The sequence below is a fragment of the Ruegeria sp. AWH4_226 genome, from assembly GCF_056159225.1.
In genome coordinates this window covers 1,082,622-1,109,095 of the sequence record NZ_JBSWUU010000001.1, presented here as the reverse complement: position 1 = coordinate 1,109,095, position 26,474 = coordinate 1,082,622, and the positions used below count along the sequence as shown (strand labels likewise).

The window sequence follows — 26,474 nt, the reverse complement described above, 5'->3', positions numbered from 1 at the left end:
AATGACAGAGCGTGACGGCATTTTTGCTGGCACCGATCCTTTTGCAATTGCGGGACGGTGGCTGGCAGAAGCTCAGGACACTGAACCGAATGATCCCAACGCAATTGCGCTGGCGACCGTCGATAGCGATGGCATGCCCAATGCGCGCATGGTTCTGCTAAAAGAAATCGAATCCGACGCTTTTGTTTTCTATACCAATTACGAAAGCGCCAAGGCGGCAGAGCTGGACACAGCGGGAAAAGCGGCTTTTGTGATGCATTGGAAATCATTGCGGCGTCAAATCCGTGTTCGTGGTACAATAACACGTGAAACCGGGCCGCAGGCAGATGAATACTATGCCTCTCGTTCGTTGAAAAGTCGTCTGGGGGCATGGGCGTCAAAGCAGTCCCAGCCTCTCAGCAGCCGGTCTGCATTGATGGCAGAGGTTGCAAAGGTGACCGCGAAATTGGGACCTAACCCGCCACGACCACCATTCTGGGGTGGATACAGGTTGGTGCCGACAGAGATCGAGTTCTGGGCCGATGGGGCGTTCCGTCTGCATGACCGGTTCCAGTGGCGCCGGGATCAGGCAGGCTCGGCATGGGAAGTGCAAAGGTTGAATCCATGACGTTCGCATATCGTGAAATGCAACACGCAGGAATTAAAGGTTTTTTTCAACTTGAATTTGCGCGACAATTTCATACACATCGGACCCTTAACGAGCAGTTAACATTCGCGTTAGGAATACCGTGCCAGAAGACCTGAACAATATGTACCGCGTTCGTGGACACGTAAAATGGTTTGATCCCGCAAAGGGATACGGGTTTGTTGTGTCGGACGAAGGTGGCCCGGATATCCTGTTGCACGTAAACGTATTGCGTAACTTCGGTCAAAGTTCGGTCGCGGATGGTGCCGGGATCGAGATTATGACGCATCGCACGGATCGTGGTGTTCAGGCCGTAGAGGTTATCAGCGTTGATCCGCCAGCGCGGACCGACTCAATGATGCTAGCGGACTTTGCTGAGCTTGATCCGGTCGTGATCGCCGAAGCGCCGTTAGAGGCTGCACGGGTAAAATGGTTCGACAAGGGCAAAGGTTTTGGTTTTGCCAATGTTTTTGGCCGCGGCGAGGATGTGTTTCTGCATATCGAAGTTCTACGCCGGTCCGGTTTGGCTGATCTGCAACCTGGTGAGGCGCTTGCTATGCGCGTTATCAGTGGCAAACGCGGACGTATGGCTGCTCAGGTACTGGCCTGGGAAGCGGCGTTGGATGAATAAACCCTGATGGCCAGACTTTTCACGGTTCTTGCTAGTATCCTGATGCTATGGACCGGTGAGGTTCTTGCTGCATGTGTTGATGACCGCGTCAGCCTGCGAAACGATAAGGCTCAGATTACCTTCAACGTGGAACTGGCAGTAAGCCCGCAGGAGAGGGCGCGTGGCTTGATGTTCCGCGAGTCGCTGCCGCAGCGGGCTGGTATGTTGTTCGTGTTCGACCCGCCGCAACCAGTCGTATTCTGGATGAAAAATACTCTGATTCCACTGGATATCATTTTCCTGAGTCGCAACGGCACAGTTGTTCATGTGCACCACAACGCGATTCCGGGCGACCTAACGCCGATCGAGGGTGGCGATTCGGTGTTTGCGGTTCTGGAAATCAACGCCGGGCTTGCCGAGCAGTACCTGATTACACCGGGTACGCAGATGCAGCACAAAATATTTTCGCAAGGACCTGCAATTTGGCCCTGTTAGGGCTTTTCAAATCCGAACGGCATCGTTAGGAAGGCGCACGGTCCGGGGCGTGGCGCAGTCTGGTAGCGCACCTGTTTTGGGTACAGGGGGTCGTAGGTTCGAATCCTGCCGCCCCGACCACTTCTTTTACTACGTTGGTGTTCCACCCATTCTTTGAAATAGTGCACCAATAGCTGTGTCCAAAGCCTTGCTTTCCACGGGGATTATTACAGCAGGGCCATTTTTCTGCGGCACATTAAAGTACAGTTCTGCATCCACACGATAGCCTGACGCGTTTTTTGTTGATGTCATACGCATCACGCTTTTCGGCAGATCCTGCGGATAACCGTCGTAGTTGAGAATCAGAAACGCTGTGGTCTCGGGCGGTAACAGTTCCTGGCATTCAAAGACCCGATTCCCGATTTTTTCGAACTGTTCGGCAAGGCCGTCGCATTCGGTTTCGAAAGTTTTGAAAAGACGTTCAGGATACGTTTCGAACTGTGCGCTTTTTGTAGGAGCGGGGGCGATTTGTTGTGTGCAAGCCACGATCAGGGTCAGTACTGGAAACAACCTTAGTACCTTCATCGCCCATCATCCTTTTGATTCACTGTCTCGATCATGCTGCCTCCTGCCTGGTGCGGTCGGTGAAGGGCCCTGATTCTTTCTGGCGCTATCCACCATATCGTGAGTTTATAAAGTGCTCGTAACTGTGTAGAGAAAAACAGCTAATCTGGCAGCGTCAAAACTCAAGACGCTTCTGCGAACCCCAGATGATCCTGTGGAGGAATCGGTGTCGGCCAAAAACCGTGGCTGCCGGAACTTTAGGGTCAATACAAAAGATTTCAAAAATCACAGAAAAAGGCCGTTGACGATCTATGGCCGAATACGTCAAGTTGTATGGGCCGAAAGGGGTGCTACTAAATCTGGTATGATAATCAGAAATAGCACAGGGCGAGGACCGGAAAGCACATCAAATTAACGTGCGGCCGCGTCGGCGGTATTGCGCTGCCGGAGGCGGAGCTTGGATAGTCGCGCCCAATCCGTTCAGGCATGGCGTAAGGGTGCCGCAGGCGTGCCTGATGCCAACGAAAAAGTTGATTGAATCTAGGGCGGCGGACATGAAGATTGACAGAAAATTCACTAAGTCGGGGCAGGACGCATACGCAAATCTGGACTTCGTCACAGCGACGTCCGAAATCCGTAACCCGGACGGAACGATTGTCTTTCACCTGGATGATATCGAAGTCCCGGCAGAGTGGAGTCAGGTCGCAAGCGATGTGATCGCGCAAAAATACTTCCGTAAGGCCGGTGTCCCTTCGGCGTTGAAAAAGGTGAAAGAAAAGGACGTTCCAGAATTTCTGTGGCGTTCTGTCCCCGCCGAGGGTGCTGAATTTGGCGGCGAGACGTCTTCGAAGCAGGTGTTTGACCGTCTGGCAGGCGCCTGGGCGTATTGGGGCTGGAAAGGTGGGTACTTCTCGACCGAGGAGGACGCGCGCGCTTACTTTGACGAGATGCGCTACATGTTGGCGACCCAGCGTGCCGCGCCGAACAGCCCGCAGTGGTTCAACACGGGTCTGCACTGGGCCTACGGTATCGACGGACCGGCGCAGGGCCACCATTATGTCGATTACAAAACCGGCAAACTCACCAAGTCGAAATCCGCCTATGAGCATCCGCAACCGCATGCCTGCTTTATCCAGTCTGTCGGTGATGATCTGGTGAATGAAGGCGGTATCATGGATTTGTGGGTGCGCGAAGCTCGCCTGTTCAAATACGGCTCGGGCACCGGAACCAATTTCAGCCACCTGCGCGCAGAAGGCGAAGCGCTGTCGGGTGGCGGCAAGTCATCGGGCCTTATGGGCTTCCTCAAGATCGGCGACCGCGCCGCTGGCGCGATCAAATCAGGCGGAACAACCCGTCGAGCAGCAAAGATGGTAATCGTCGATGCGGATCACCCTGACATCGAACAATTCATCGAATGGAAGGTGATCGAAGAACAGAAGGTGGCCTCGATCGTTGCCGGATCGAAGATGCACGAAAAGATGCTGAACGGCATTTTCGAGGCCATCCGCGCGTGGGATGGTGCTCAGGACGATGCGTATGACCCCCAAAAGAATGACACTTTGAAGAAGGCCATTCGCGAAGCCAAAAAGGTCGCGATTCCAGAAACATACGTTAAACGCGTACTGGATTACGCCAAGCAGGGCCACGACAGTATCGAATTCCCGACCTATGACACGGACTGGGATTCGGAGGCCTATAGCTCGGTCTCGGGTCAGAACTCGAACAACTCAATCCGCGTGACCAATGCGTTCCTGACAGCGGTTGAGAAAGACGCCGATTGGGAACTGATCAACCGCACTGACGGTAAGGTGGCCAAGACTGTTAAGGCGCGCGATCTGTGGGAAAAGGTCGGCCATGCGGCATGGGCCTGTGCCGATCCGGGCATCCAGTTCCACGACACTGTTAATGAATGGCACACATGCCCCGAGGATGGCGAAATTCGCGGCTCGAACCCGTGTTCGGAGTACATGTTCCTGGATGATACGGCCTGTAACTTGGCGTCAATGAACCTGTTGACCTTCCTGAAGGATGGTGAGTTTCAGGCGGCGGACTATATGCACGCCTCGCGTCTGTGGACGCTGACGCTGGAAATCTCGGTGACTATGGCGCAGTTTCCGTCAAAGGAAATCGCGCAACTGTCGTATGATTTCCGCACGTTGGGTCTGGGCTATGCCAATATTGGCGGCCTGTTGATGAACATGGGCTACAGCTATGACTCCGATGAGGGGCGTTCGATCTGTGGTGCGCTGACCGCGATTATGACCGGTGTGGCCTATGCGACGTCGGCTGAAATCGCCGGGGAACTAGGTGCGTTCAAAGGGTACAAACGCAACGCCGAACACATGCTGCGTGTTGTTCGTAACCATCGCCGCGCGGCGCAGGGCGTAACCGAGGGTTATGAGAAGCTGGCCGTGAAACCCGTGCCTTTGGATCATGACAACTGCCCTGATAAGCGGCTGGTTGATCTGGCTATGTCGGCTTGGGATGAGGCGTTGAGCCTGGGTGAAAAGAACGGCTATCGCAACGCGCAAGCCACGGTCATCGCGCCGACCGGCACCATCGGTCTGGTGATGGATTGTGACACCACTGGCATTGAGCCTGACTTCGCTCTGGTAAAGTTTAAGAAGCTTGCGGGAGGCGGTTACTTCAAGATCATCAACCGCTCGGTGCCTTCGGCGCTGGAAAAGCTGGGCTATTCCTCGTCTCAGATCGAAGAAATCGTCGGCTATGCCGTCGGTCACGGTACTATCGGCAACGCGCCGGGGATCAATCACACCTCGCTGACCGGCCACGGCTTTGGCCCGAATGAGCTGGCCAAAGTGGATGCCGCGCTGGAAAGCGCCTTCGACATCCGGTTCGTCTTCAACCAGTGGACCCTGGGCGAGGACTTCTGCACCGGTGTTCTGGGTATTCCGGCAACCAAGCTGAATGACCCGACTTTCGATCTGCTGCGCCACTTGGGCTTTACCAAAGCCGATATCGACGCGGCGAACGATCATGTCTGCGGAACGATGACGCTGGAAGGCGCACCGCATCTGAAAGAGGAGCATTACGCAATCTTCGACTGTGCCAACCCGTGCGGCAAGAAAGGCAAGCGTTTCCTTGGGGTTGATAGCCACATCACCATGATGGCCGCGGCGCAAAGCTTTATCTCGGGCGCGATATCGAAGACGATCAACATGCCGAATGACGCGACCATCGAGGATTGCCAGAAGGCTTATGAGCTCAGCTGGTCGCTGGGTGTGAAGGCAAACGCGCTCTATCGCGATGGATCGAAGCTATCGCAGCCTCTGGCAGCGGCGCTGGTTGAGGATGACGACGAAGCGGCGGAAGTGTTGGAAAGCGGATCGGTGCAGGAAAAAGCCGTCGTTCTGGCCGAAAAAGTGATCGAGAAGGTTGTGGTCAAGGAGATGATCCGCAGCCATCGTGAGAAACTGCCGCATCGGCGTAAAGGGTACACGCAAAAGGCGATCGTCGGCGGCCACAAGGTGTATCTGCGGACCGGTGAGTTCGAAGACGGCAAGCTGGGCGAGATCTTCATCGATATGCACAAGGAAGGCGCTGGCTTCCGGGCGATGATGAACAACTTCGCCATCGCGGTCTCGGTCGGCCTGCAATATGGCGTGCCATTGGAAGAATTTGTCGACGCCTTCACCTTCACCAAATTCGAACCGGCGGGGATGGTGCAGGGCAACGACTCGATTAAGAACGCGACGTCGATCCTTGATTATATCTTCCGCGAACTGGCCGTGTCCTATCTGGACCGCACCGATCTGGCCCACGTGAAACCAGAGGGCGCAACCTTTGACGATCTTGGTCGGGGCGAGGAAGAGGGCCGTGCGAACGTGTCGGAAATCAGTGAAAGTGCAGCGTCCAAGTCTCTGGAAGTGTTGAAACAAATTAGTTCGACCGGATACCTGCGAAAGCGCCTTCCGCAAGACTTGGTCGTGTTCAACAGCGGTCAGACCGAGGTGAACGGCATGGCGGAGCCTGCGGTACAATTTGAAGCGTCCGTCGTGGAAACGACCGTGGCGACCAGTATGGACGCCCGCACCAAGGCCAAGATGCAGGGCTACGAAGGCGACCCCTGCGGCGAATGCGGAAACTACACGCTGGTGCGCAACGGCACCTGTATGAAATGCAACACCTGCGGGGCGACCAGCGGGTGTAGCTAAGGCAAACGCCCCGTCAGGCGGGGTGTAGGGACTTGGGTTTCCAATGGATTTCCGGTCCCGACGAACACGGAGAAGGGCGCCAAGACTTACCGGGGTTGCCTTTCTCCACTCGGCCGACATGCCCGTGTTGGCCGGGAACAGGGTGGGGCGGAATATTTGCTCCCTCCCACTCTTTCACGGGGCGGGTGCGCTCGTCCCATGCGCAGTCCAGGCCGCAGGCAAAAAAATACCGGGCGGTCAACGAAATGAGCCTGGAAGGCGAAACTGACAGGGGGCCTCGGCCCCCTTTCTTTTTTTGCCGCCGTTCAATAGGGCTCCTAGGTAGACTCTCGCCGCGATACGAATGGCCTCATATGGCTGGCTGCCGAAGCTAAGGTAGCCAGAACGAACGCCATTATTCCAGTAGGTTACTTGCTGAGATGGATGTTAAATTTTTCGCGAATCTCAGCGTCCAGCAAGGGGTCAAAGCGGGCTGGCGAGGGCGCGGCCAAAATCTCTTGTTTGCGTTTGACAGCCTTTTCAATCAGGTCGGGTTTGCCAAGTTCAGCCCATTCTTTAGGTGATGTGCGGTCGCCAAAGTTGGGGTAAACGTAGTCCGCCTGCATTCGGCTGAGTGTTGCATCGACACCAAGATAGTGACCGGGCCCACCCATACAGACCTGTGCCATCTGATCCAATGCAAGTGTTTCGTCAGTAACCTCGATCCCGCGCACGCAGCGCTGCGCCTGACCGATCAAATCGTCACTCAAGATCAGGCTTTCATGACAAAACCCAAGCAATGACGCGTGCATGCCCGCAGCTTCGTATACCATGTTCAAACCGGCAAGGCCTGCCATGACGTTCGAGCACATCTGCTCCCATCCCGCTTGCATATCGGGCAGTTTCGAATCCGACGCACCGGCAGCGGCCCCGCCCGGCAAATCGTAGAAACGGTGCATCTGGGCACAACCTGCGGTCAGCAGGGCTTGTTCGCCCGATCCAATGGACATTGCACCGGTCCGCAGGTCGAGGCCAAACGGCCAAGTCCCAAAAATTGCCGGAGCACCGGGTCTTACAGCGTTGACATAAACCAGTCCGGCAAGGCATTCGGCGGTCGCTTGGGCAATTGCTCCGGCAATGGTTGAGGGCGCAGTAGCACCAGCCATCCCGGCAGAGAGCAGCAGGACCGGCATGCCGCCCTTGATGCATTCTTCCATCACTTCGCAGCTTTCGGTCGCGAATTTCATCGGTGGGACAACGAAACAGTTCGAATTCGACACGAAAGGTCGTTCGCGATACTGATCTTCGCCGCCTGCGATCATGTGGATCAGGTCCAGCGCCGGGGCAACATGGCTGGGTTCGGTAAACGAGGTTCCAATGTGTTTATACGTGCCTGAACAGGCTGCGTAAATTGTGTTCAGGTCCATTTCCAGATTGTCAGCAATATCGCGGCAGACCATTGGACGTTGAACAAAATGAATGTTTTCGAGCTGCTCACAGATACGCGCGGCGTCGTGCAGGTCTTGTACGGTCGAGTCGCGATATTCCTGACCATACACATCGACCATACTGACCGCGGCACCGGCCGTCCCGTAATGGACCTTCGTGCCCGACAACTCTAGATCGGTTTTACCGTCTCGACTGTAGAGCGTGACCGAGCGGTTGGCCTTTGCGAGCGTATCTTCAACCAAAGCGCGCGGAAACCGGATGCGACCATCGTCGCCCAGTGTGCAGCCAGCCCCAACCAGATAGTCGATACCGCTTTGCGGGGCATCTGCCAAACCGATGGTTTCCAAGGCGGTCAGGGCTGTTTCGTGGATGCGTTCGATCTGAGCTTGGGTCAGAACATTTAGCACACCACCTTCCATGCCGGGGCGGATTGGGCGCAAATGCTCGGGCAACGCGGTAGCACGGGCAGCACGGCGCGCCGCGCGACCACCAGTGCGGGATGAGGTTCGGGATTGATCGTTCATGGTATGGTGTCCGGGTGATTGAAGGTTTCAGGGTGGGTGTTTCAACGCCCTGAAGGCCTTCCTCGGGCAGCGCGCCCGCGGTCCGCACCGATCGTGCGGCTGACCAGTCTAATCTTCCACACGTCGTTCTGCATGCTGGTCCTCACCTATTAGGAAAAGTATTCAGCCATGCAGGGTTGCAATCTGTTCTGTTTGCGACGTGGAGCGCCAAAAACGAAGTAAACATGCGGATGTCACACTGTTCATTTGTCTGCACAAGTTTTTTTCCGTGCGGACGTAAATCTGTTATACTTGTTTCACTTATTCGAGAGTGTGTTTTGCGCTTAATTGAAAATTAACCAACACGAACCAAGTTATTGAGTTATTACTGTTTTAAAGACCAAAGCTGAGACGCTTGGTTTTTTGGGAGAGGTGAATGAAACGCCTGTTGGCACTCAGTCTATCTTTGGCGGCGTTGCTGGCGACTCCGGTTTTGGCCGAGGATTGGACTGGTGCCTATGCCGGGTTCAGTTTCGGATATGCTGATGCGGATGGTCCGGATGGAGCGGGCGGAGATGACTTTGGCCTCGGTGCTCATATCGGATATGACCGGGACTTTGGGAATTTCGTCTTGGGTGGTGAGCTTGAGTACAACCACCTTTCACTCAGCTTGGGTGATGGAGAGGGGACACTTGACGGTATTGCCAGTGTGAAGCTGCGTGGTGGTTACGATTTTGGCGCAGCTATGGGTTATGTTGTGGTCGGCGCAGCCCGCGCGGACGCATCAGCTGATAATGATACCGCCGCCGTGTACGGAATTGGTGTGGCATATCCCATCGGCGACCGTCTTATCATCAGTGGCGAGGCATTGAGGCAAGAGTTCGACGATGTCACGCGGTCGAACGGTACTTTGGATACAAACGTGTTCAACCTGCGCACTTCGTTCCGGTTCTGAGGCCTTTAGCGTGCCGCAGACCACTTATTAGCAAGATCTGCAGCAAACGTGCAGAGTGTCGAGAGCGCGCTGATCAACCCCACCTGAGTGTTATAAACCCCATCAGAAATCAGCCATAAGCCGATGTTTCGGCACAGTTTTGCTATACCTTCATGGGTCTCGGGTCGGTAAACAGCTCCGGAGCGGTTGTTCGGTGTGTTGATCAACAGCGATACAGCGCCGTCAGCGGCAGGCTCGATAAGGTTTACGCGCGGCTGGAATGCGTCCTCAGCGGTGGTTTGGATTGCCCGCGCGACCGCACCCTCGCCGCGGGTTGTGCCGGGGTAAGTTGCAACAAAACGGGTCGAGATACAGCCACATATCGTCCGGATCACAAACGGCAAGCTGCGAGGCGAAGAAGCTCGCTGGACCGCCGGAGGTGATCAACACGTTGTCGCGGGTAGTCGGTACGCCGGTCCTCGCCAGTGACCGTGCGGTTATCATGCTCATCTTCGGACAGTTCGGTCACGGCACAACCTGCGTTAATCATCCGGCGCACGCGGTAGAATACACATCCGTGACCGCCGTCCTCGGTAAGCTGCGTGAGGGGCGCGACAAATTCGTGACCCGTTCCCGTTCCGTCTTTTTCAGGGAAAGAGCAAGAGCAGCGATAGTTTTTCAATCAGCTTCGCGGCGGGAGAGTTGCCTGGACCTTTTTGGTGAGTGAGGCACGGACAATGTCGTATGAGGAGGCTAGTCGATGCTGCAATTCGTCCTTATCGCAATCGAAAGGTAGGCGAATCCAGCTTCGATGGAAATAGGGCGCTTTCACACCAACCCCCGCATCGATTAGCATCTGGGCAGTTTCGATGTCAGGCGTTTTAACAGAAACGCCGTCATTTGCCGTTCCGATACAGGCAAACATTTTACCGCCGATTTTCCAGGCGTCATGACCGCCGCCCCATGGGTCCGACTGTTCCGCGCCCGGAAAGGTCCGGCAAATGGCATTCACTCTGTCTCGGTTCATAATGTAAAAAATGCAGCGGAAGAAAGCGAAACTCAAGGCTTGGCGTCTGGCCATCTGCGTGCTAGTGCAGAATTATGAAACCGACGACTTGCATCATTACCTGCTGCATTACCTGCTGCATTACCTGCTGATTAATCAAGCGGGCCGGTTTCTTTCGTTTTCATCCCTGAGACAAGTTGCTAAGCCCGCGCCAACGCGAGTAGCTACGCTGTCTTTAGGAGCTGACCGATGACAATCAAACTGCACAACACCCGGACCCGGACGAAGGAAGATTTCGTGCCGATTAATGCGGAAGATGTGCGGATGTATGTCTGTGGTCCGACAGTCTACGACCGTGCTCATCTGGGTAACGCGCGCCCTGTCGTAGTGTTTGATGTGCTGTATCGGTTATTACGGCATACCTATGGCGCCGACCACGTGACTTACGTACGCAACTTCACTGACGTTGATGACAAGATCAACGCAACGGCGCTGGCCCGTCAAAAGGCCGGGGCAGAAGGAACGTTGGAACAGTTGGTGCAGCAACGGTCGGACGAGACAATCGGCTGGTATCTTCACGACATGGGAGCGTTGGGTGCGTTGGAGCCCAACTACATGCCGCGCGCGACTGAGTATATTGGTCAGATGATCGCGATGATTCAGGACCTGATCGACAAAGGCCACGCCTACGCGGCCGAGGGGCACGTTCTTTTTGCTGTCGACAGCTGGAAAGCGCACTACGGGTCACTGTCCGGCCGGTCCGTTGATGACATGATCGCGGGCGCGCGGGTTGAAGTTGCGCCTTACAAAAAGAACCCCATGGATTTTGTTTTGTGGAAGCCATCCACCGACGAGTTGCCGGGTTGGGACAGCCCATGGGGACGTGGGCGTCCGGGATGGCACATAGAGTGCTCGGCCATGAGTTATGAGTTGTTGGGGGACAGTTTTGACATTCACGGGGGCGGCAATGATCTGATGTTCCCACACCACGAAAATGAGATTGCACAAAGCTGCTGCGCGCATCCCGAAGGTGAGTTTGCCCGGTACTGGCTGCACAATGAGATGTTGCAGGTGGAAGGCAAGAAGATGTCGAAATCACTGGGTAATTTCTTTACTGTGCATGATCTGCTGGAACAAGGCGTTCCAGGGGAAGTGATCCGCTTTGTCTTCCTTCAGACCCACTATCGCAAGCCGATGGACTGGACGGAGAAGAAGGCGCATGAGGCTGAAGCCACGCTGCGCAAATGGCGTGCGCTGACCGCCGGCATCGAGCCCGCCGCCAGCGCGGCACCCGCAGTTGTCGCTGCGCTGAGTGATGACCTGAATACAGCGGGTGCTTTGGCTGACCTCTACCGCCTGGCTGCAGATGGGGATGCAGCGGGCCTGTTGGCAAGTGCGCAGTTGCTGGGGCTGTTATCACCGGAAATGGGGGCGTGGGCGGACACAGGTTCGTTGGATCTGGCTGCTTTTGAAGATCGGCTTGCGGATGCGCGGACTGCTGCGATGCAAAGCAAGGATTTCTCGGAAGTGGATCGCCTGAAGGCTGCCTATATCGCCGCCGGACTCGAAGTTCGCATGAGCAAGGAAAAGGTCGAGTTGGTTCCGGGCGCTGGTTTCGACGCGGCCAAGCTGGAGGAGGTGTAATGTCAAAGGAACGTTTATACCTCTACGATACGACCCTGCGGGACGGGCAGCAGACGCAAGGGGTGCAATTTTCGACCGCCGAAAAAGTGCAGATCGCGCAGGCTCTTGATGCGCTGGGGCTTGATTACATCGAAGGCGGGTGGCCCGGCGCAAACCCAACGGACAGCGCGTTTTTTGAAAGCACTCCGAAGATATCGGCGCGGTTGACCGCCTTCGGGATGACCAAACGCGCGGGGCGGTCGGCAGAAAATGACGATGTGTTGGCCGCAGTAATGAACGCAGGCACGCAAGCGGTCTGTCTGGTGGGAAAATCGCATGATTACCACGTGACTCATGCGTTGGGAATTTCACTGGAGGAGAATGTTGAAAACGTTCGAGCATCGATCGCGCATGTCGTGGCGCAGGGGCGTGAGGCCCTGTTTGATGCCGAACACTTCTTTGACGGTTACAAAGACAATCCAACCTATGCTGTCGATGTGTGCCGGGCCGCTTTGGAATCTGGTGCCCGTTGGGTCGTGCTGTGCGACACAAACGGTGGTGCGCTACCAGCCGAGGTCTCGCGCATCGTGACCGAGGTAATCGCAGCGGGGTTGCCGGGCGACCGCCTCGGGATTCACACGCACAACGATACCGAGAACGCGGTGGCCTGTTCTCTGGCCGCTGTCGATGCCGGTGCGCGACAAATTCAGGGGACTTTGAACGGACTGGGTGAGCGTTGCGGAAATGCGAACCTGACTGCTCTGATCCCGACCTTGTTGCTGAAGGAACCGTATGCATCAAACTTTGACATCGGCGTCAGCGTCGATGCCTTGGCCGGTTTGACCCGTGTCAGCCGAATGCTTGACGACATCCTGAACCGGGTGCCCAGCAAGCAAGCGGCTTATGTCGGGGCGTCGGCCTTTGCGCATAAAGCAGGGCTGCATGTCAGCGCGATTCTCAAGGACCCGTCGACCTATGAACATGTAGATCCGGCCTCGGTTGGGAATGCGCGGATCATACCGATGTCGAACCAGGCGGGGCAGTCGAACCTGCGTAAACGGCTGACCGAAGCGGGGCTGTCCGTTGACAAAGATGATCCGGCCCTTGGCCGCATCCTGGATCGGATAAAACGCCGTGAGGCTGATGGTTATTCCTACGACACCGCTCAGGCCAGTTTTGAACTGCTGGCACGGGAGGAGTTGGGGCAACTGCCCGAGTTCTTCGAGGTTAAGCGCTACAAAGTCACGGTTGAGCGGCGAAAGAACAAGTACAACAAGATGGTCAGCCTGTCTGAGGCAGTGGTTGTTGTGAAGGTGGACGGGGAAAAGAAACTGTCGGTCAGCGAGTCTTTGGATGAGGACGGCAGCGACCGGGGGCCGGTTAACGCGTTGGCCAAGGCTTTGGCAAAGGATCTGGGGCAGTATTCTCAGGTTCTGGCAGATATGAGGCTGGTTGATTTCAAGGTGCGCATCACACAGGGCGGGACAGAGGCCGTGACCCGCGTGATCATTGACAGCGAAGACGGGCAGGGGCGGCGGTGGTCAACTGTGGGCGTCAGCGCGAATATCGTTGACGCCTCGTTCGAGGCATTGTTGGACGCAATCCAGTGGAAACTGGTGCGTGACGCAGGGCCGCAAGCGGTAGTGGCAGAGTGACCGTTGGTTTCGACGATGACGTCAAGGCCTGCGCTGCGCTGGTGCATCGCGCCGACCCAGATCGCTTCATGGCGGTTATGGCAGCGCCTGTTGCTGTGCGACCAATGTTGTTCCCGCTTTATGCCCTGAACGCCGAGGTTGCGCGCGCACCCTGGGTCACGCAAGAGGCGATGATTGCCGAGATGCGCCTGCAATGGTGGCGCGACGCGCTGCAAGAGATCGCTGATGGCAAGCCCGTACGCCGGCATGAAGTCGTAACGCCTCTGTCTCAGGTTCTATCGCCGGATATGGCGGGAATGCTTGATGAATATGTGGCCGTAAGACGTTGGGATATCTATCGTGATCCGTTTGAGGATGAGGCCCATTTTGACTCTTATATCGACCACAGTTCCGGGTCTTTGATGGTTGCAGCGGCCCATGTTCTGGGTCCAGCGGATGAGACCGCGTTGCGTGATATCGGCTATGGAGTTGGCGTGGCGAATTGGCTTCGCGCCATTCCTGATCTTGAGGCGCGCAGCCGGATTCCATTGTTGGACGGCACGCCTGATGGTGTGCGCGCGCTTGCGCAAAAGGCGCTCAGTAGGCTTCGCAAAGGTCGGTCCAACGCTTCGCTCATTTCGGCACAGGCCCGACCCGCGCTTTATACCGGCTGGCAGGCTGAATGGGTGCTGCGGCGGGCTGTTACGCGACCAGACCGTGTTGCGGCTGGTGATCTTGCACAGGGTGAGATCCGGCGCAGGCTGTCCCTGATGTGGACGGTTGCAAGCGGTCGCTTGTAACCGTCAGACCGTTTCCGGCTCGGACGGTTTCAGGACCAGCCACAACAACGCACCACCCGCCAATGTCAGCAAGGGGATCATGGCGAGGTTGACTGCGGTCCATCCTTCGACAGCCGACCCGCCGGAACAGTTCATCAACCCGCCCGAGGCCAGTGATGCGACCGTAACGCCTCCGAACACCAGCAGATCGTTAAGACCCTGCATCCGGCCGCGCTCGCTCGGTTCATGTGAAGAGGCCAGCATGGTTGTGGCACCAATAAAGCCAAAGTTCCAACCGATCCCCAAAAGGATCAGGGCGACGAAAAAATTACCCAGCTCAACACCTTGCAGGGCAACAACGCCAGCCGCCCCCAAAATCGCAAGACCAAGGGCCACGATTTTCTCTACACCAAATCGCGCGATCAATTGGCCGGTGAAAAAGCTGGGTACATACATTGCAAGAACATGGCTCGTGACCACGTCCGCAGCATCATCGGAGCTGAACCCACACCCCACAACCGCCAGCGGTGTGGAGGTCATCACTAGGTTCATCAGCGCGTACGAGACCATGCCGCAGATGATTGCCACGGCGATTCTGGGGGTCTTTAACATCTCAAGCCGGGAACGACCTTTGGGCGCGTCTTCTTTGGGTTTCTCGGGCTTTGGAATATCGAGGAAAAGGAACAGGGCCGAGCCAAGAACATTCACCGCAATAACGGCCAGATACGTGCCGAGAAATGGAATGACATAGGCTTCCGCGGTCAGCTTTACGATCTGTGGCCCAATAATGGCGGCTGCCAGACCGCCCGCCATGACGTAGGAAATGGCTTTGGGCTGGTAGTCATCCGAGGCTGTATCCGCAGCGGCGAAACGATAAAACCCGTGCGCGCTCATATAAATGCCGGTCAGCGCGCTGCCCAATAGAAAAATCGGGAAGGACCCGAGGTAAAGACCATAAGCACCAACCACGCCACCGAGGGCTCCGGCCGTGGCACCCACGAGGAAACCAACGCGCCGCCCCCAACGTTGCATGATGGCTGAAACGGGTGTCGCCGCCAGCATTGAACCCAAAACGATCAGCGAAATGGGCAGCGTGGCTAAACAGGGGTTGGACGCCAGCGACTGTCCCGCCAATCCACCAACGATAAAAATCATCGGCATCTGTGCGCCAAGCACAGCTTGTGCCGCCACCAATACGGCGACATTGCGCTTGGCCTGGCTGTTGTCGGGGGTCGTCGTCGTCATCGTCATAGGCTCATCCGTATCTTTCAAACGCCAGTCATACAAGCGGGTTGCATCTGCGACAAAGCAACCTAACGTGAGCGCACTGCAAACAGCCCGGAGCGCCGATGTCCGTAGGACGTATTATCGAGACACCTGAATGCGTTTCAGAAGGGGCCACGTGGCTGGCAGATAGCTGTCCGCGCATGGCTTGGGCAATGGACCAGACCGGGCCACTGCCTTTGCGCCGACGCCCCGACGGGTTTGCGCAGCTTTTGAGCGCGATTGTGAGTCAACAAGTCAGCGTTGCGTCGGCCAATGCCATTTGGAAGCGTTTGAAAGACGCAAGTCTTACGGGGCCGCGCAAGATTATGCGGGCAACAGATGAAGATTTGCGGGCAGTCGGGCTAAGCCGTCAAAAGATACGATATGCGCGTGCACTGGCCGAAGCGCGCATCGATTACAAAGCGTTACGCACCTCTTCTAATGCAGATGTAATCGCCACGCTGACCGAAGTGCCCGGCATCGGGGTTTGGACGGCTGAGATCTACGCGATGTTTTCGCTGGGCCGTGCCGATGTCATTGCTCCGGGCGATCTGGCACTGCAAGAGGCGGCGCGAGTCCTCTACGATTTGCCCACGCGTCCTGCGGACAAAGAGCTGCGCAAGATGGCCGAGGCCTGGTCGCCCTGGCGGTCGGTTGCGGCGCGTGTGTTGTGGGCCTATTACCGGGTGGCCAAGGAACGAGAAGGGATCAGATGACACGGGTTTTGAATGCGCTCCGAAAAGAGCCGGTTTCGGGCGACACACGCTCGGTCGTGGTGTTCGTACACGGGTATGGTGCCAATGGGGCCGACTTGCTGGGCTTGGCTGATCCGCTGGGTGAACATTTACCCGACACGCTGTTCGTCGCCCCAGATGCGCCCGAACAGATTACTGGAATGCCTAACGGGTTTCAGTGGTTTCCAATTCCATGGATCGACGGGTCGTCGGAAGAAGAAGCGCAGCGCGGCATGGAAATGGCCATTCAGGATTTCAACGCCTTTCTTGATGCGTTGATGGTGGATGAAGACGTTTTGCCTGAGCAGGTCGTTCTGTTCGGTTTCTCGCAGGGCACGATGATGAGCCTGCATGTTGCCCCACGTCGCGAAGACCCGGTCGCGGGAATCGTTGCCTTTTCTGGTCGATTGCTGGAACCCGACCTGCTTGCTGACGAAGTTGTCAGTCGAATGCCCATCCTGTTGGTGCACGGTGACGCGGATGATTTGGTGCCGCCGCAATCATTGCCCGAAGCCGCCGAAGCGCTGCAGGCTGCAGGGTTTAAAGAGGTTTACGCCCACATCATGAAGGGAACCGGCCACGGAATTGCACCGGACGGCCTGAGTGTTGCGTTGGCCTTCATGCGCGACAAGTTGAGTCTGTAGCGGTGATCACCGTTCGCCCGATGATGTCCGAGGACGTGAGCATCGCGTGCCAAATCCTCAACGAAATCATTCAGATCGGCGGATCAACCGCATTTGAAACCCCGTTTACGGAAACATTATTCAGTCAATCCTTTTTGGAAAACTCAGGCAAGATTTGCTGTCACGTTGCGCTTGACGATCAAGGTCAGGTGACCGGTTTTCAGTGGCTGGGCGAGTATGATGCCCTTCCGGCAGGCTGGGCCGACATCGCCACGTTCACGCGCCGTCAGCCCGTCTTGAAAGGGGTTGGGCGGGCTTTGTTTGGGGAAACTTCAAAATTCGCCGCCTCAATTGGAATTGTTTCTATTAACGCAACAATTAGGGCCGATAACGGAATGGGGTTGAGGTATTATGAGAAAATGGGGTTTTCTGACTATTCAGTTGCTTACGGCGTTCCGCTAGCGGATGGGACACAGGTTGATCGAATCTCAAAACGCTTCGACATCAAGAGAGAAACAGTTTCCTGAACGCGCCGGGCTTAGGCCCACAGTTGCCGCTCGGCAAACTCCACAGAGTTTCCAGACGGATCACGCACATAAAGAGAGCGCGCACCGTTGGGCCAGTCGAATTCCGAGTCAATCGGTATGTTCCAATCCAAAAGGTGCTTCCGCATCACGTCGATCTGTTCCCGCGAAAGGATCAAACAGACATGGCCTGGTCCCCGTGCTCCGTGGGGCGGTACAGGGAACTGGGTGTTGCCAGGCGACTTTTCAGTTTCATCTGCATTGAACAGCAGCAAAACGGAACTGCCGACACGAAAAAAAACGTGTCGCTCGGCATCATGCTGGATTTTCTCAAGTGAGAGGATCTCTCCATAAAAGCGTTCTGCGGCAGCCAGGTCGTCGACATACAGCGCGGCCTCAAGAATGCCTTCGGGTACAGGTGTCTCAGGTGTAACTTTCATGCTGTAACGCTATCACACGACGCGTTTTTTGTCATCGGCGCGGGCGGCGGTCCCGCTTTCGTTGCTGCCCGACATTCAACTCGGGCGCAGGTAGACTATCCCACTGGCCGGGAGCCAAACCATCCAACGTCCAATCGCCGATCTTTGCACGGATCAGGCGCAGGGTTGGGTGGCCGACAGCCGCGGTCATCCGCCGTACCTGCCGATTGCGACCTTCGCGCAGGGTCAGCTCGATCCAGCAATCGGGCACTGTCTGTCGCACCCTGATCGGTGGATTTCGCGACCAAAGCCCGAGTGGTTCGTCAATTAATCGCACCTTTGCGGGGCGGGATAGCCCGTCCTTTAACTCGATCCCATTTCGAAGGGCTGCCAGCGCGGCTGCATCGGGCAAACCCTCGACCTGCACCCAATAGGTTTTGGGCATCTTGTGCTTGGGATCAGAAATCTGCGCCTGCAACCGACCGTTGTCAGTCAGCAGCATCAGCCCTTCACTGTCACGATCCAGGCGCCCGGCCGGATAGACACCGGGCAGGTCGATAAAATCTGACAACGTTCTGCGTGGTGATTCCGAGTTTGCGCGGTCGGTGAACTGCGGCAAGACGTCATAGGGTTTGTTGAATCGAATGAACCAGCTCATGAACGGTGCCATAGCTTGAAGGACACTGTTGACGCAACCTGTGGATAACTGTCACGCAGATGTTACGGAGTCGCCTTAACCAATCCGCGAGATATTGTGGAAACTCAGGGCTTGTCAGAGTTTTACCACGATATATAGTTAAGTTGTGGACAGGGCGGGTGATGCCCGCTCTGACGTCAAAAGCGGGCAGAGCAGAGCCAGGAGCGATTCTGATATGGATGGAGAATTCAGGACCGAATTTGTCAGGGAACCTGGTGCTCTCAAGCACCATCCGGCACTGGTTTTGAACGCCGATTATCGCCCGCTGTCTTATTACCCGTTGTCGCTGTGGCCGTGGCAAGAGGCAATAAAAGCTGCCTGGCTGGACAGGGTGGATATTGTGGCCGAATACGACGAAGTCGTCCGAAGCCCGAGCACCGAGATTCGAATACCTTCGGTGGTTGTCTTGAAAGACTATGTAAAACCCAGAAAGCGCGTGGCCTTCACGCGCTTTAATTTATTTCTGAGGGATGAATTCCGCTGTCAGTACTGTGGTTGCCGCGATAACTTGACTTTTGACCATGTAGTTCCGCGCGCCTCGGGCGGTGTTACAAGCTGGCAAAACGTGGTGGCAGCTTGCAGTCCGTGCAATCTGAAGAAAGGGTCCAAGTCGCTTAAGCAGGCTCGGATGACCTTGCGCAAACCGCCGCGTCGACCAGATGCCGAAGCGCTCAGAAATATCGGTCGGAAATTCCCACCGAACCACCTGCATGAAAGCTGGATCGACTTTCTCTATTGGGACGCGGAACTGGACGAGTTTTGACGGCCAGAGCGCCACGCAGCAATCCACAGCAATACCAGAATGCTCGAAAGAACGGCGTTCCACCCGGCCATGGACAGCCCGAACATCTGCCACGGTATCTCGTCGCAGCGCACCAGCGGTGCAGACATGATCTGGTCCATCAGTTCCTGCGCTGACAAACCTCCGATATCGCCGGCGGAACAGCTGGAGGGTCCTTCCCACCATCGTTGCTCGACCCCGGCGTGAAATACGCCAATCCCCGCTGTTGTAAGCGCAGCCAATGCGCCCAGCAGCGGCAAAAGATTTGCACGCGGCAGCGTCAGGGCCAAAACCCCTATCAGGATGCCCGCGCCATGCGGGTAGCGCTGCCAGATGCACATTTTGCACGGCGCGAGCCCACCCAGATACTGAAAGCCCCAAGCGCCTAACAGCAAAGCCGCGGATCCAATCATAGCGGTCAGCACCAAAGTGTTTCTGGGAGTCATAGGAACTTAACCGCGTAGAATCCGCCGATCAGAAAGATGATGAACAGCGTGAACATAAGGCCCAGACGTCGCTCGATGAAGGCCCGGATCGGTTCACCAAAACCCCACAATAGCCCGGCCACGGCAAAGAATCGCAACGCCCGGGCCAGTATCGATGTAGCAATGAATGTACCCAACGGCATTCCCGTCCATCCGGACATGATGGTGATGACCTTGTAGGGGAACGGCGTGACGCCAGCCGTCAGGACGGCCCAGAACCCAAAATCGTTAAAGCGGGTATTGAACGCCTCCATCGCTTGGGCTTTGCCCATGGACTGCAAGACGGGTTGGCCGATGCTTTCGTAGAAAAACGCACCGATGGCATAGCCCAGCAACCCCCCCAGTACCGAGGCCACCAATGCCACCGTTGCGATCAGCCAGGCCCGTGATGGGCGGGCCAATATCATCGGAATCATCAGCACATCAGGTGGGATCGGGAAGACCGAGCTTTCGATAAACGCCACAAAAGCCAACGCCCACAAAGCATGCGGATGTTCGGCCAGACGAATGGTCCAGTCATAAAGCGATCGCAACATATGGAGTTAAAACCCTGCTTTAACGTTCATCAAGCCAAATCACGCACCCGGTGGGTCGTCAACCGCTGTGGTGAAAACAAACTGTATTTAGGTTGGTTTTTGCCTCTGGACCTTCCCGGCTGTGGGCGCTAATGCAGTGTTCGTGGCCCAAGTGGCGGAATGGTAGACGCAGGGGATTCAAAATCCCCCGCCTTCACGGGCGTGAGAGTTCGAGTCTCTCCTTGGGCACCACATCTTATCGTTTTTCGACGCGGCTGAGCCGATTGTTTGATCTTGTTCAATTGTTTGCTTGTTTTGATCGTAAATACGAAACAATACGAGATGTTGTCTGAGTATTGATTGGCTATCCAGTCTATTCGCCCACCACAAACACCAAACGTTGACTTATTAGAACTGTCTGCGAAGCTACTATGCGTTCATTTAGGTCTTCTGGTGTTGTGTTATGGTTCCGGGTAAACAGAGCGGAGGCGCGCTTGAATTAACGATCTTGATGCCGTGCCTGAACGAGGCCGAAACGATTGAGATCTGTATTCGCAAGGCTTTGGACTTTCTCGAACGCGAAAACATCCAGGGCGAAGTACTGATCGCGGATAACGGCAGCACAGACGGGTCAATAGCAATGGCCGAAAATCTGGGTGCCCGGGTCGTTCACGTGGCGCAAAAAGGCTACGGCGCCGCATTATCCGGCGGAATTGAAGCCGCGCGCGGTACGTATGTCATCATGGGCGATGCTGATGACAGTTACGACTTTTCCAGGCTTGAGCTCTTCATCCAGGAATTGCGCGCGGGCAACGATCTTGTGATGGGCAATCGGTTCAAGGGTGGCATCTCTGAAGGCGCGATGCCGTTTCTACACCGTTACTTGGGCAATCCGGTTCTCAGTTTTATTGGGCGTCTTCTGTTCAATATCAGGACAGGTGATTTTCATTGCGGTCTGCGTGGGTTTCGCCGCGATGCGGTACTCGGCCTGGGGCTGCATACCTCGGGGATGGAATATGCGTCCGAGATGGTGGTTCGGTCGTCCATGGAGTCTCTGAAAATAGCCGAAGTGCCAACAACGCTCCGCCCCGACGGCCGCAGCAGGCCACCGCATCTCAGGACATGGCGGGATGGGTGGAGGCACCTGAAATTCCTGTTGATGCACAGCCCAAGGTGGCTTTTCCTTTACCCGGGCCTCGCGTTCACGGTGATCGGCGGGGTTGTTGCGCTGGTCTTGATGTTCGGACCCATACAGCTCACAGAGTCAGTCAGGCTCGGCACCAACACGTTCCTTGCGGCGTGTTTGACTGCAATCGTTGGGACGCAGCTTTTGACCTTCGGCGCCCTTGCGCGCATGATCGCCACCAAAAACGGGTTGGTGCCTGTTGGTGGCGCAAGCAGGGTGCTGCGCAACTGGGCGACGACGGACAATATTGCGTTATTTGCTTTCTGGCTGCTGCTGTTGGGGCTGTTATTGTTCCTCATAGCCTTTGCACAATGGGCGTGGACCGGCTTTGGCGACTTGAACACCCCGTTGACGACCAAACTGACAGCGGCGGGTTTCAGCTTGATGGCAATCTCCATTCAATCCGCATTTGCTGCGTTTCTATTTGGAATCATTGAAATACCAGTACGACAGGAAAAGGCAGAAAATGCCTTGCAGCAGTAATACTATGCTGCATTGCCAGAAGAACACCCGTCGCTCGAGTTCAGCCACATCGCAACGGGGAAAGTTCCACAAATCCCCTCAGATATGAAGCTTTGAGCTTTGGGCCCGGTGCTGGGGCTTGACAAGTACCGTCTCAGAATCAAACGTTTAATACGTTGGGAGATTTTAACACATTCGGCGCTTGCACCTGTTGCGACAGGCGCGCGCTTGCCTTAACCGGCGAAGTCCCTGGAGGGGGGCTGTAAGGCGGTCTCCCATCCAGCATAAGAATTGGGAGTTCTCAAATATGAAAAACAGCAGCAAGCTTAGCCTCGGCGCGGTGGTAACCGCAGCCCTTATGGCTCCGGCAGTGTATGCGGAAGAATTTATCACGATCGGCACAGGCGGCGTGACTGGCGTGTATTATCCGACCGGAGGTGCAATCTGCCGTCTGGTAAACAAGGGACGCAAAGAGCACGGTGTTCGTTGCTCGGTCGAATCGACCGGTGGTTCTGTCTACAACATCAAGACCATCCGCGAGGGTGAGTTGCAATTTGGTGTGGCACAGTCTGACTGGCAGTACCACGCGTTTAACGGCAGCTCGGAGAATTTCGAGGCCGATGGTCCGTTCGAAGGCCTGCGCGCGGTGTTCTCGGTTCACCCCGAACCGTTCACCGTTGTGGCCCGCGCCGATTCCGGCATCGCCAACTTCGAAGACCTGAAAGGCAAGCGCGTCAATATCGGCAACCCCGGTTCAGGTCAGCGCGGCACCATGGAAGTGCTTATGGGTGAACTTGGCTGGACCACCGGCGATTTCGAACTGGCGACCGAGTTGAAAGCGGCCGAGCAATCGGCGGCTTTGTGCGACAATCAGATCGATGCTATGGTTTACACCGTGGGTCACCCCTCGGGCTCGATCCAGGAAGCTACCACCGCGTGTGACTCGGTTCTGGTAAATGTCAGCGGTGAAGCCGTTGACAAGCTGGTCAGCGACAACTCGTTCTACCGTACCGCAACCATTCCCGGTGGTATGTATCGTGGCTCTGACGGGGACACGGCAACCTTTGGTGTTGGTGCAACCTTCGTGACCTCGGCAGACGTGTCGGAAGACGCGGTTTATGCGGTTGTCAGCTCGGTCTTCGAGAATTTTGAAGACTTCAAAAAGCTGCACCCGGCATTCGCCAATCTCAAGCCCGAAGAGATGATCGCAGACGGTCTGTCGGCTCCGCTGCATCCGGGTGCCGAGAAGTACTACAAAGAAAAAGGCTGGATTCAGTAAACCAGACCGAAAGCAGGGTGCCCACGGGCGCCCTGCAGCAAGCCCGTAGAATAACGGGTGTTCCAAAAGGCCGGAATAGGCCACGACGGGGAGACATCTTATGAGTTCCGACACACAATCCAATCGTCCACTTTCCGAGGAAGAACTGCAGGATCTTGTGGCTTCATCTGATGCGGGCGGGCGCAATCCGGTCGGGAACGTCGGGATATTTCTGGCCGTCGTGGCGGCGATCTGGTCGATATTTCAGGTTCTTTTGGCTTCACCAGTTGCGAACTATGTCCTCCCCGGCAGCGTAGTGAACAATGCGCGACAGTTTCACTTGGCATTCGCCATGTTTTTGGCCTTTGCAGCCTATCCGGCACTAAGATCCAGCCCCCGAGACTACATCCCTGTTCAGGATTGGATCATGGGTGTCATCGGCGCGTTTGTGGCGCTTTACGGGTATTTTTTCTATGAAAAGATCGTGCGAGCGGGAGGCCTTGCTGACGACACGGATAAATGGGTCGCTTTGGGTGGTCTGCTGCTGCTGTTCGAGGCCGCGCGGCGCGCGTTGGGCCCGGCAATGGCGATCATCGCTTCGATTTTTCTAGTCTACGTATTCTTTGGGTCATCCGATTGGGTGCCGGAGGTTATTCGCTGGAAAGGGGCCAGCCTGCAAAAGGCAATGAGCCATATGTGGATCACATCCGAGGGCGTGTTCGGCATCGCCTTGGGTGTTTCAACGAAATTCGTATTCCTGTTCGTGCTGTTCGGCGCATTGCTCGATAAAGCCGGGGCAGGGAACTATTTCATCAAAATGGCCTTTGGCGCCTTGGGTCACCTGCGTGGCGGTCCGGCCAAGGCGGCTGTTGTGGGTTCGGCTGCAACCGGTCTGATCTCGGGCTCGTCTATCGCCAACGTTGTGACAACGGGTACATTCACCATTCCGCTGATGAAGCGCGTCGGGTTTAGCAGCGAACAGGCCGGGTCGGTTGAGGTCGCGTCGTCCGTAAACGGACAGATCATGCCGCCGGTCATGGGGGCTGCGGCCTTTCTGATGGTAGAATATGTCGGCATTTCGTATGTCGAAGTGATCACGCACGCCTTCCTGCCCGCTGCGATCTCATACATCGCTTTGGTTTACATCGTACATCTGGAGGCGGTGAAGCGGAACATGCCCACGCTGGGTGACCGCGATGTGCATCTTGCGCGTACGGTAATTGGTATGCTGTCCTTCTTCCTTGTGTTTGCCGGTCTCTGTTATGGCTCGCAATTCCCGGTCGAGGCGGTCACAAGCTGGGCGCCGTCCTCCGCTGGCGTGATCCTGAGCCTTGTTGTTTGTGCCGTCTATGTGGGCTTGCTGTATCTGGCAGCCCAAGTGCCGGATCTTGAGCCTGATGATCCAAACGCCCAAGAGGTGCAACTGCCGGTCATCGCTGACATCTACAAGGCCGGTCTGCATTATTTGCTGCCAATCATCGTGCTGGTCTATTTCCTGATGATTGAACAGAAATCGCCAGGTCTGTCCGCGTTCTGGGCCACGGCCTTGCTGTTTGTAATCCTGTTGACACAAAAACCGCTCAAGGCGTTGTTTCGCGGTCAGCACACCCTGAGCGCCAGCTTTGTCGATGGCGTTGTCGACCTGTGGCAGGGCTTGATTGATGGTGCGCGCAACATGATCGGGATCGCGTTGGCGACCGCAACGGCGGGCGTGATCGTTGGCACCGTTACGTTGACAGGGGTGGGTCAGGTGATGGCCGATCTGGTTGAGTTCCTCTCGGGCGGCAACCTGATCCTGATGCTGGTCATGGTCGGTATCCTTAGCCTTATCCTGGGTATGGGCCTGCCGACCACGGCGAACTACATCGTAGTCAGTTCGCTCATGGCTGGCGTGGTCGTCGAACTGGGTGCGCAGAGCGGGCTGATCGTACCGCTGATCGCGGTTCACTTGTTCGTGTTCTATTTCGGCATCATGGCGGACGTGACGCCCCCGGTCGGCTTGGCAAGTTTCGCCGCTGCAGCAGTCTCGGGCGGTGATGCGATCAGAACCGGTTTCACGGCCTTCTTCTATAGCTTGCGGACCGTAGCCCTGCCATTTGTGTTCATCTTCAACACTGATCTTCTGTTGATTGATGTGACCTGGGTTGAGGGGATAATTGTTGCCATATTCGCAACAATAGCAATTCTTGTCTTCACTGCGGGAACAATGGGCTACTTCCTGACCCATAGCCGTATCTATGAGAGCATCGCACTGATCTTCGTGGCCTTTGCATTGTTCCGACCGGACTACTTCATGGATCGCATTTCCCCACCATATGCGTCGGTTGAACCGTCGGCCTTTGTTGAAACGATCGGGCAAACGCCCCTAGGAACCGAGGTTCGGCTTGTCGTCAGTGGCCCGGACTTTGATACGCTTGCGATGACGGACACCACCGTAATAGTAACCGTTGGCAATGAAGAGGGTGGTGAGGCGCGAGTCGACGCAATGGGTCTGCTGCTGCTTGAAGAGGACGGTTTGATCAAACTGGAAGAGCCGATGTTTGGATCGCCAGTTGCCGACGAGCTGGGCAACTTCGACTACTATGGGGACGAGGCTGTGCGTTTGACCTCGGTCAGCTTGCCGTCCAGCCAACCACCCAAACAGTTGATCTACATTCCCGCGATGATCTTACTGGGTTTGATCGCCTTCCTTCAACGCGGTCGCGCCGCCAGACAAGAAGAGGTGCCCGCATGACGCAATCCGTTCTCTGTGCAGTCGATATCAGCAATGGCGATGTGGACGTAAATGTACTGAAGACCGCAGCACGCTTGGCTGATCAAGACGGCGCCCAGCTGGATGTGGTGACGGTCTTGCCGGATTTTGGAGAAAGCTGGGTGTCCGGGTTTTTCCAGCCGGATTTCCACGAAAAAGCTCTGGAAGATGCGCATAAACATCTTGTCGATTTATGCACTACGGCTTTGGGTGCCGAGCGAAACGACAAAGTTCGCCACGTGGTCGCTACTGGCACTGCGTATCGCGAGATCCTGAAGACGGCGGAAAGCGCGAACAGCGATCTGATCGTGATCGGTGCGCACAAACCGGACCTCAAGGATTATCTGCTTGGTCCGAATGCCGCACGTGTTGTACGGCATTCAAATGCATCGGTTTACGTGGTGCGCTAAGGTCAGA

25 protein-coding genes and 2 tRNA genes are annotated in these 26,474 nt (G+C 56.0%); 18 read left to right on the top strand and 9 right to left on the bottom strand.

Features of this window, described 5'->3' with window-relative positions; genetic code table 11:
- Position 1: 1 nt before the first annotated feature.
- From pdxH to ACXAET_RS05340, 4 genes are all read left to right on the top strand, one after another.
- Positions 2 to 607, top strand: a complete 606-nt coding sequence (pdxH, locus tag ACXAET_RS05355; RefSeq protein WP_475182198.1) for a pyridoxamine 5'-phosphate oxidase — start codon at positions 2 to 4, stop codon at positions 605 to 607.
- Between the two features lie 142 nt (positions 608 to 749).
- On the top strand, positions 750 to 1,256 hold the full coding sequence (locus ACXAET_RS05350) for a cold-shock protein (RefSeq protein ID WP_263618898.1): 507 nt from the start codon (positions 750 to 752) through the stop codon (positions 1,254 to 1,256).
- Between the two features lie 6 nt (positions 1,257 to 1,262).
- Positions 1,263 to 1,730 (top strand): DUF192 domain-containing protein, encoded by a 468-nt coding sequence (locus tag ACXAET_RS05345; RefSeq protein ID WP_475182194.1) that lies wholly within the window; start codon positions 1,263 to 1,265, stop codon positions 1,728 to 1,730.
- 43 nt (positions 1,731 to 1,773) lie between these two features.
- Positions 1,774 to 1,850: transfer RNA gene (locus tag ACXAET_RS05340), tRNA-Pro, on the top strand.
- Between the two features lie 9 nt (positions 1,851 to 1,859).
- On the opposite strand, the gene ACXAET_RS05335 is transcribed toward ACXAET_RS05340, so the two are convergent.
- Positions 1,860 to 2,294, bottom strand: coding sequence for a hypothetical protein (locus tag ACXAET_RS05335; protein ID WP_475182192.1), 435 nt, complete (start codon positions 2,292 to 2,294; stop codon positions 1,860 to 1,862).
- Positions 2,295 to 2,827: 533 nt separating this feature from the next.
- Between ACXAET_RS05335 and ACXAET_RS05330 the strand changes: the two genes are divergently transcribed.
- Positions 2,828 to 6,448, top strand: a complete 3,621-nt coding sequence (locus tag ACXAET_RS05330; RefSeq protein WP_475182190.1) for a vitamin B12-dependent ribonucleotide reductase — start codon at positions 2,828 to 2,830, stop codon at positions 6,446 to 6,448.
- A gap of 407 nt (positions 6,449 to 6,855) precedes the next feature.
- Here the strand turns inward: ACXAET_RS05330 and ACXAET_RS05325 are convergent, their stop codons facing one another.
- Positions 6,856 to 8,400 (bottom strand): trimethylamine methyltransferase family protein, encoded by a 1,545-nt coding sequence (locus tag ACXAET_RS05325; protein WP_475182189.1) that lies wholly within the window; start codon positions 8,398 to 8,400, stop codon positions 6,856 to 6,858.
- A 415-nt stretch (positions 8,401 to 8,815) separates the two neighbouring features.
- Here ACXAET_RS05325 and ACXAET_RS05320 point away from each other — a divergent pair, with 415 nt between their 5' ends.
- On the top strand, positions 8,816 to 9,334 hold the full coding sequence (locus ACXAET_RS05320) for an outer membrane protein (RefSeq protein ID WP_475182188.1): 519 nt from the start codon (positions 8,816 to 8,818) through the stop codon (positions 9,332 to 9,334).
- Between the two features lie 5 nt (positions 9,335 to 9,339).
- Here ACXAET_RS05320 and ACXAET_RS05315 read toward each other — a convergent pair whose 3' ends face one another.
- Both ACXAET_RS05315 and ACXAET_RS05310 read right to left on the bottom strand, forming a co-directional pair.
- Positions 9,340 to 9,708, bottom strand: a complete 369-nt coding sequence (locus ACXAET_RS05315) for an aminotransferase class I/II-fold pyridoxal phosphate-dependent enzyme (RefSeq protein WP_475182185.1) — start codon at positions 9,706 to 9,708, stop codon at positions 9,340 to 9,342.
- 287 nt (positions 9,709 to 9,995) lie between these two features.
- Positions 9,996 to 10,340, bottom strand: a complete 345-nt coding sequence (locus ACXAET_RS05310) for an MmcQ/YjbR family DNA-binding protein (protein ID WP_475182183.1) — start codon at positions 10,338 to 10,340, stop codon at positions 9,996 to 9,998.
- A 228-nt stretch (positions 10,341 to 10,568) separates the two neighbouring features.
- Between ACXAET_RS05310 and cysS the strand changes: the two genes are divergently transcribed.
- The 3 genes from cysS to ACXAET_RS05295 are packed head-to-tail and all read left to right on the top strand — an operon-like array spanning position 10,569 to position 14,376.
- Positions 10,569 to 11,963 carry a cysteine--tRNA ligase gene (cysS, locus tag ACXAET_RS05305; RefSeq protein WP_475182180.1) on the top strand — a complete coding sequence of 465 codons (1,395 nt, stop codon included), beginning with the start codon at positions 10,569 to 10,571 and terminating at the stop codon, positions 11,961 to 11,963.
- Positions 11,963 to 13,597, top strand: a complete 1,635-nt coding sequence (gene cimA / locus ACXAET_RS05300) for a citramalate synthase (protein WP_475182177.1) — start codon at positions 11,963 to 11,965, stop codon at positions 13,595 to 13,597. Before cysS ends, cimA begins: the two co-directional genes overlap by 1 nt.
- Positions 13,594 to 14,376 carry a squalene/phytoene synthase family protein gene (locus tag ACXAET_RS05295; protein ID WP_475182172.1) on the top strand — a complete coding sequence of 261 codons (783 nt, stop codon included), beginning with the start codon at positions 13,594 to 13,596 and terminating at the stop codon, positions 14,374 to 14,376. The genes cimA and ACXAET_RS05295 overlap by 4 nt, the downstream gene beginning before the upstream one ends.
- Before the next feature lie 3 nt (positions 14,377 to 14,379).
- Here ACXAET_RS05295 and ACXAET_RS05290 read toward each other — a convergent pair whose 3' ends face one another.
- On the bottom strand, positions 14,380 to 15,606 hold the full coding sequence (locus tag ACXAET_RS05290) for an MFS transporter (protein ID WP_475182168.1): 1,227 nt from the start codon (positions 15,604 to 15,606) through the stop codon (positions 14,380 to 14,382).
- A 98-nt stretch (positions 15,607 to 15,704) separates the two neighbouring features.
- Between ACXAET_RS05290 and ACXAET_RS05285 the strand changes: the two genes are divergently transcribed.
- The 3 genes from ACXAET_RS05285 to ACXAET_RS05275 are packed head-to-tail and all read left to right on the top strand — an operon-like array spanning position 15,705 to position 17,505.
- Positions 15,705 to 16,337 carry a DNA-3-methyladenine glycosylase family protein gene (locus tag ACXAET_RS05285; protein WP_475182163.1) on the top strand — a complete coding sequence of 211 codons (633 nt, stop codon included), beginning with the start codon at positions 15,705 to 15,707 and terminating at the stop codon, positions 16,335 to 16,337.
- Positions 16,334 to 16,999 (top strand): alpha/beta hydrolase, encoded by a 666-nt coding sequence (locus ACXAET_RS05280; RefSeq protein WP_475182162.1) that lies wholly within the window; start codon positions 16,334 to 16,336, stop codon positions 16,997 to 16,999. Before ACXAET_RS05285 ends, ACXAET_RS05280 begins: the two co-directional genes overlap by 4 nt.
- A 2-nt stretch (positions 17,000 to 17,001) precedes the next feature.
- Complete coding sequence (locus ACXAET_RS05275) at positions 17,002 to 17,505, top strand: N-acetyltransferase family protein (RefSeq protein WP_475182160.1); 504 nt, start codon at positions 17,002 to 17,004, stop codon at positions 17,503 to 17,505.
- A gap of 11 nt (positions 17,506 to 17,516) precedes the next feature.
- On the opposite strand, the gene ACXAET_RS05270 is transcribed toward ACXAET_RS05275, so the two are convergent.
- Both ACXAET_RS05270 and ACXAET_RS05265 read right to left on the bottom strand, forming a co-directional pair.
- Positions 17,517 to 17,942, bottom strand: coding sequence for a VOC family protein (locus ACXAET_RS05270; protein ID WP_475182158.1), 426 nt, complete (start codon positions 17,940 to 17,942; stop codon positions 17,517 to 17,519).
- Between the two features lie 31 nt (positions 17,943 to 17,973).
- Positions 17,974 to 18,579, bottom strand: a complete 606-nt coding sequence (locus ACXAET_RS05265; RefSeq protein WP_475182155.1) for a pseudouridine synthase — start codon at positions 18,577 to 18,579, stop codon at positions 17,974 to 17,976.
- 214 nt (positions 18,580 to 18,793) lie between these two features.
- Between ACXAET_RS05265 and ACXAET_RS05260 the strand changes: the two genes are divergently transcribed.
- Positions 18,794 to 19,381, top strand: a complete 588-nt coding sequence (locus ACXAET_RS05260) for an HNH endonuclease (RefSeq protein ID WP_068331393.1) — start codon at positions 18,794 to 18,796, stop codon at positions 19,379 to 19,381.
- Here the strand turns inward: ACXAET_RS05260 and ACXAET_RS05255 are convergent.
- Positions 19,351 to 19,845 (bottom strand): disulfide bond formation protein B, encoded by a 495-nt coding sequence (locus ACXAET_RS05255; protein ID WP_475182150.1) that lies wholly within the window; start codon positions 19,843 to 19,845, stop codon positions 19,351 to 19,353. The genes ACXAET_RS05260 and ACXAET_RS05255 overlap by 31 nt on opposite strands.
- Entirely contained in the window at positions 19,842 to 20,420 is a 579-nt protein-coding gene (locus ACXAET_RS05250; RefSeq protein ID WP_475182148.1) for a YqaA family protein, read from the bottom strand. Before ACXAET_RS05250 ends, ACXAET_RS05255 begins: the two co-directional genes overlap by 4 nt.
- 145 nt (positions 20,421 to 20,565) lie before the next feature.
- On the opposite strand from ACXAET_RS05250, the gene ACXAET_RS05245 reads away from it, so the two are divergent.
- The 5 genes from ACXAET_RS05245 (at position 20,566) to ACXAET_RS05225 (ending at position 26,467) form a co-directional block, all read left to right on the top strand.
- Positions 20,566 to 20,651 (top strand) — tRNA-Leu (locus ACXAET_RS05245).
- 211 nt (positions 20,652 to 20,862) lie between these two features.
- Complete coding sequence (locus ACXAET_RS05240) at positions 20,863 to 22,068, top strand: glycosyltransferase family 2 protein (RefSeq protein ID WP_475182145.1); 1,206 nt, start codon at positions 20,863 to 20,865, stop codon at positions 22,066 to 22,068.
- A gap of 286 nt (positions 22,069 to 22,354) precedes the next feature.
- The gene (locus ACXAET_RS05235) at positions 22,355 to 23,326 is read left to right on the top strand and encodes a TAXI family TRAP transporter solute-binding subunit (RefSeq protein WP_475182142.1); all 972 of its coding nucleotides are present in this window, start codon (positions 22,355 to 22,357) and stop codon (positions 23,324 to 23,326) included.
- Between the two features lie 100 nt (positions 23,327 to 23,426).
- The gene (locus tag ACXAET_RS05230) at positions 23,427 to 26,039 is read left to right on the top strand and encodes a TRAP transporter permease (RefSeq protein WP_475182139.1); all 2,613 of its coding nucleotides are present in this window, start codon (positions 23,427 to 23,429) and stop codon (positions 26,037 to 26,039) included.
- Entirely contained in the window at positions 26,036 to 26,467 is a 432-nt protein-coding gene (locus ACXAET_RS05225) for a universal stress protein (protein WP_475182137.1), read from the top strand. The genes ACXAET_RS05230 and ACXAET_RS05225 overlap by 4 nt, the downstream gene beginning before the upstream one ends.
- Positions 26,468 to 26,474: the final 7 nt, after the last annotated feature.

Bases quoted from the DNA above. Each gene is read 5' to 3' on its own strand.
- pdxH (WP_475182198.1), top strand. From the start codon at position 2: ATGACAGAGCGTGACGGCATTTTTGCTGGCACCGATCCTTTTGCAATT.
- ACXAET_RS05350 (WP_263618898.1), top strand. From the start codon at position 750: ATGTACCGCGTTCGTGGACACGTAAAATGGTTTGATCCCGCAAAGGGA.
- ACXAET_RS05345 (WP_475182194.1), top strand. From the start codon at position 1,263: ATGGCCAGACTTTTCACGGTTCTTGCTAGTATCCTGATGCTATGGACC.
- ACXAET_RS05335 (WP_475182192.1), bottom strand. From the start codon at position 2,294: ATGAAGGTACTAAGGTTGTTTCCAGTACTGACCCTGATCGTGGCTTGC.
- ACXAET_RS05330 (WP_475182190.1), top strand. From the start codon at position 2,828: ATGAAGATTGACAGAAAATTCACTAAGTCGGGGCAGGACGCATACGCA.
- ACXAET_RS05325 (WP_475182189.1), bottom strand. From the start codon at position 8,400: ATGAACGATCAATCCCGAACCTCATCCCGCACTGGTGGTCGCGCGGCG.
- ACXAET_RS05320 (WP_475182188.1), top strand. From the start codon at position 8,816: ATGAAACGCCTGTTGGCACTCAGTCTATCTTTGGCGGCGTTGCTGGCG.
- ACXAET_RS05310 (WP_475182183.1), bottom strand. From the start codon at position 10,340: ATGAACCGAGACAGAGTGAATGCCATTTGCCGGACCTTTCCGGGCGCG.
- cysS (WP_475182180.1), top strand. From the start codon at position 10,569: ATGACAATCAAACTGCACAACACCCGGACCCGGACGAAGGAAGATTTC.
- cimA (WP_475182177.1), top strand. From the start codon at position 11,963: ATGTCAAAGGAACGTTTATACCTCTACGATACGACCCTGCGGGACGGG.
- ACXAET_RS05290 (WP_475182168.1), bottom strand. From the start codon at position 15,606: ATGACGATGACGACGACGACCCCCGACAACAGCCAGGCCAAGCGCAAT.
- ACXAET_RS05285 (WP_475182163.1), top strand. From the start codon at position 15,705: ATGTCCGTAGGACGTATTATCGAGACACCTGAATGCGTTTCAGAAGGG.
- ACXAET_RS05280 (WP_475182162.1), top strand. From the start codon at position 16,334: ATGACACGGGTTTTGAATGCGCTCCGAAAAGAGCCGGTTTCGGGCGAC.
- ACXAET_RS05270 (WP_475182158.1), bottom strand. From the start codon at position 17,942: ATGAAAGTTACACCTGAGACACCTGTACCCGAAGGCATTCTTGAGGCC.
- ACXAET_RS05265 (WP_475182155.1), bottom strand. From the start codon at position 18,579: ATGAGCTGGTTCATTCGATTCAACAAACCCTATGACGTCTTGCCGCAG.
- ACXAET_RS05260 (WP_068331393.1), top strand. From the start codon at position 18,794: ATGGATGGAGAATTCAGGACCGAATTTGTCAGGGAACCTGGTGCTCTC.
- ACXAET_RS05255 (WP_475182150.1), bottom strand. From the start codon at position 19,845: ATGACTCCCAGAAACACTTTGGTGCTGACCGCTATGATTGGATCCGCG.
- ACXAET_RS05250 (WP_475182148.1), bottom strand. From the start codon at position 20,420: ATGTTGCGATCGCTTTATGACTGGACCATTCGTCTGGCCGAACATCCG.
- ACXAET_RS05240 (WP_475182145.1), top strand. From the start codon at position 20,863: ATGGTTCCGGGTAAACAGAGCGGAGGCGCGCTTGAATTAACGATCTTG.
- ACXAET_RS05235 (WP_475182142.1), top strand. From the start codon at position 22,355: ATGAAAAACAGCAGCAAGCTTAGCCTCGGCGCGGTGGTAACCGCAGCC.
- ACXAET_RS05230 (WP_475182139.1), top strand. From the start codon at position 23,427: ATGAGTTCCGACACACAATCCAATCGTCCACTTTCCGAGGAAGAACTG.
- ACXAET_RS05225 (WP_475182137.1), top strand. From the start codon at position 26,036: ATGACGCAATCCGTTCTCTGTGCAGTCGATATCAGCAATGGCGATGTG.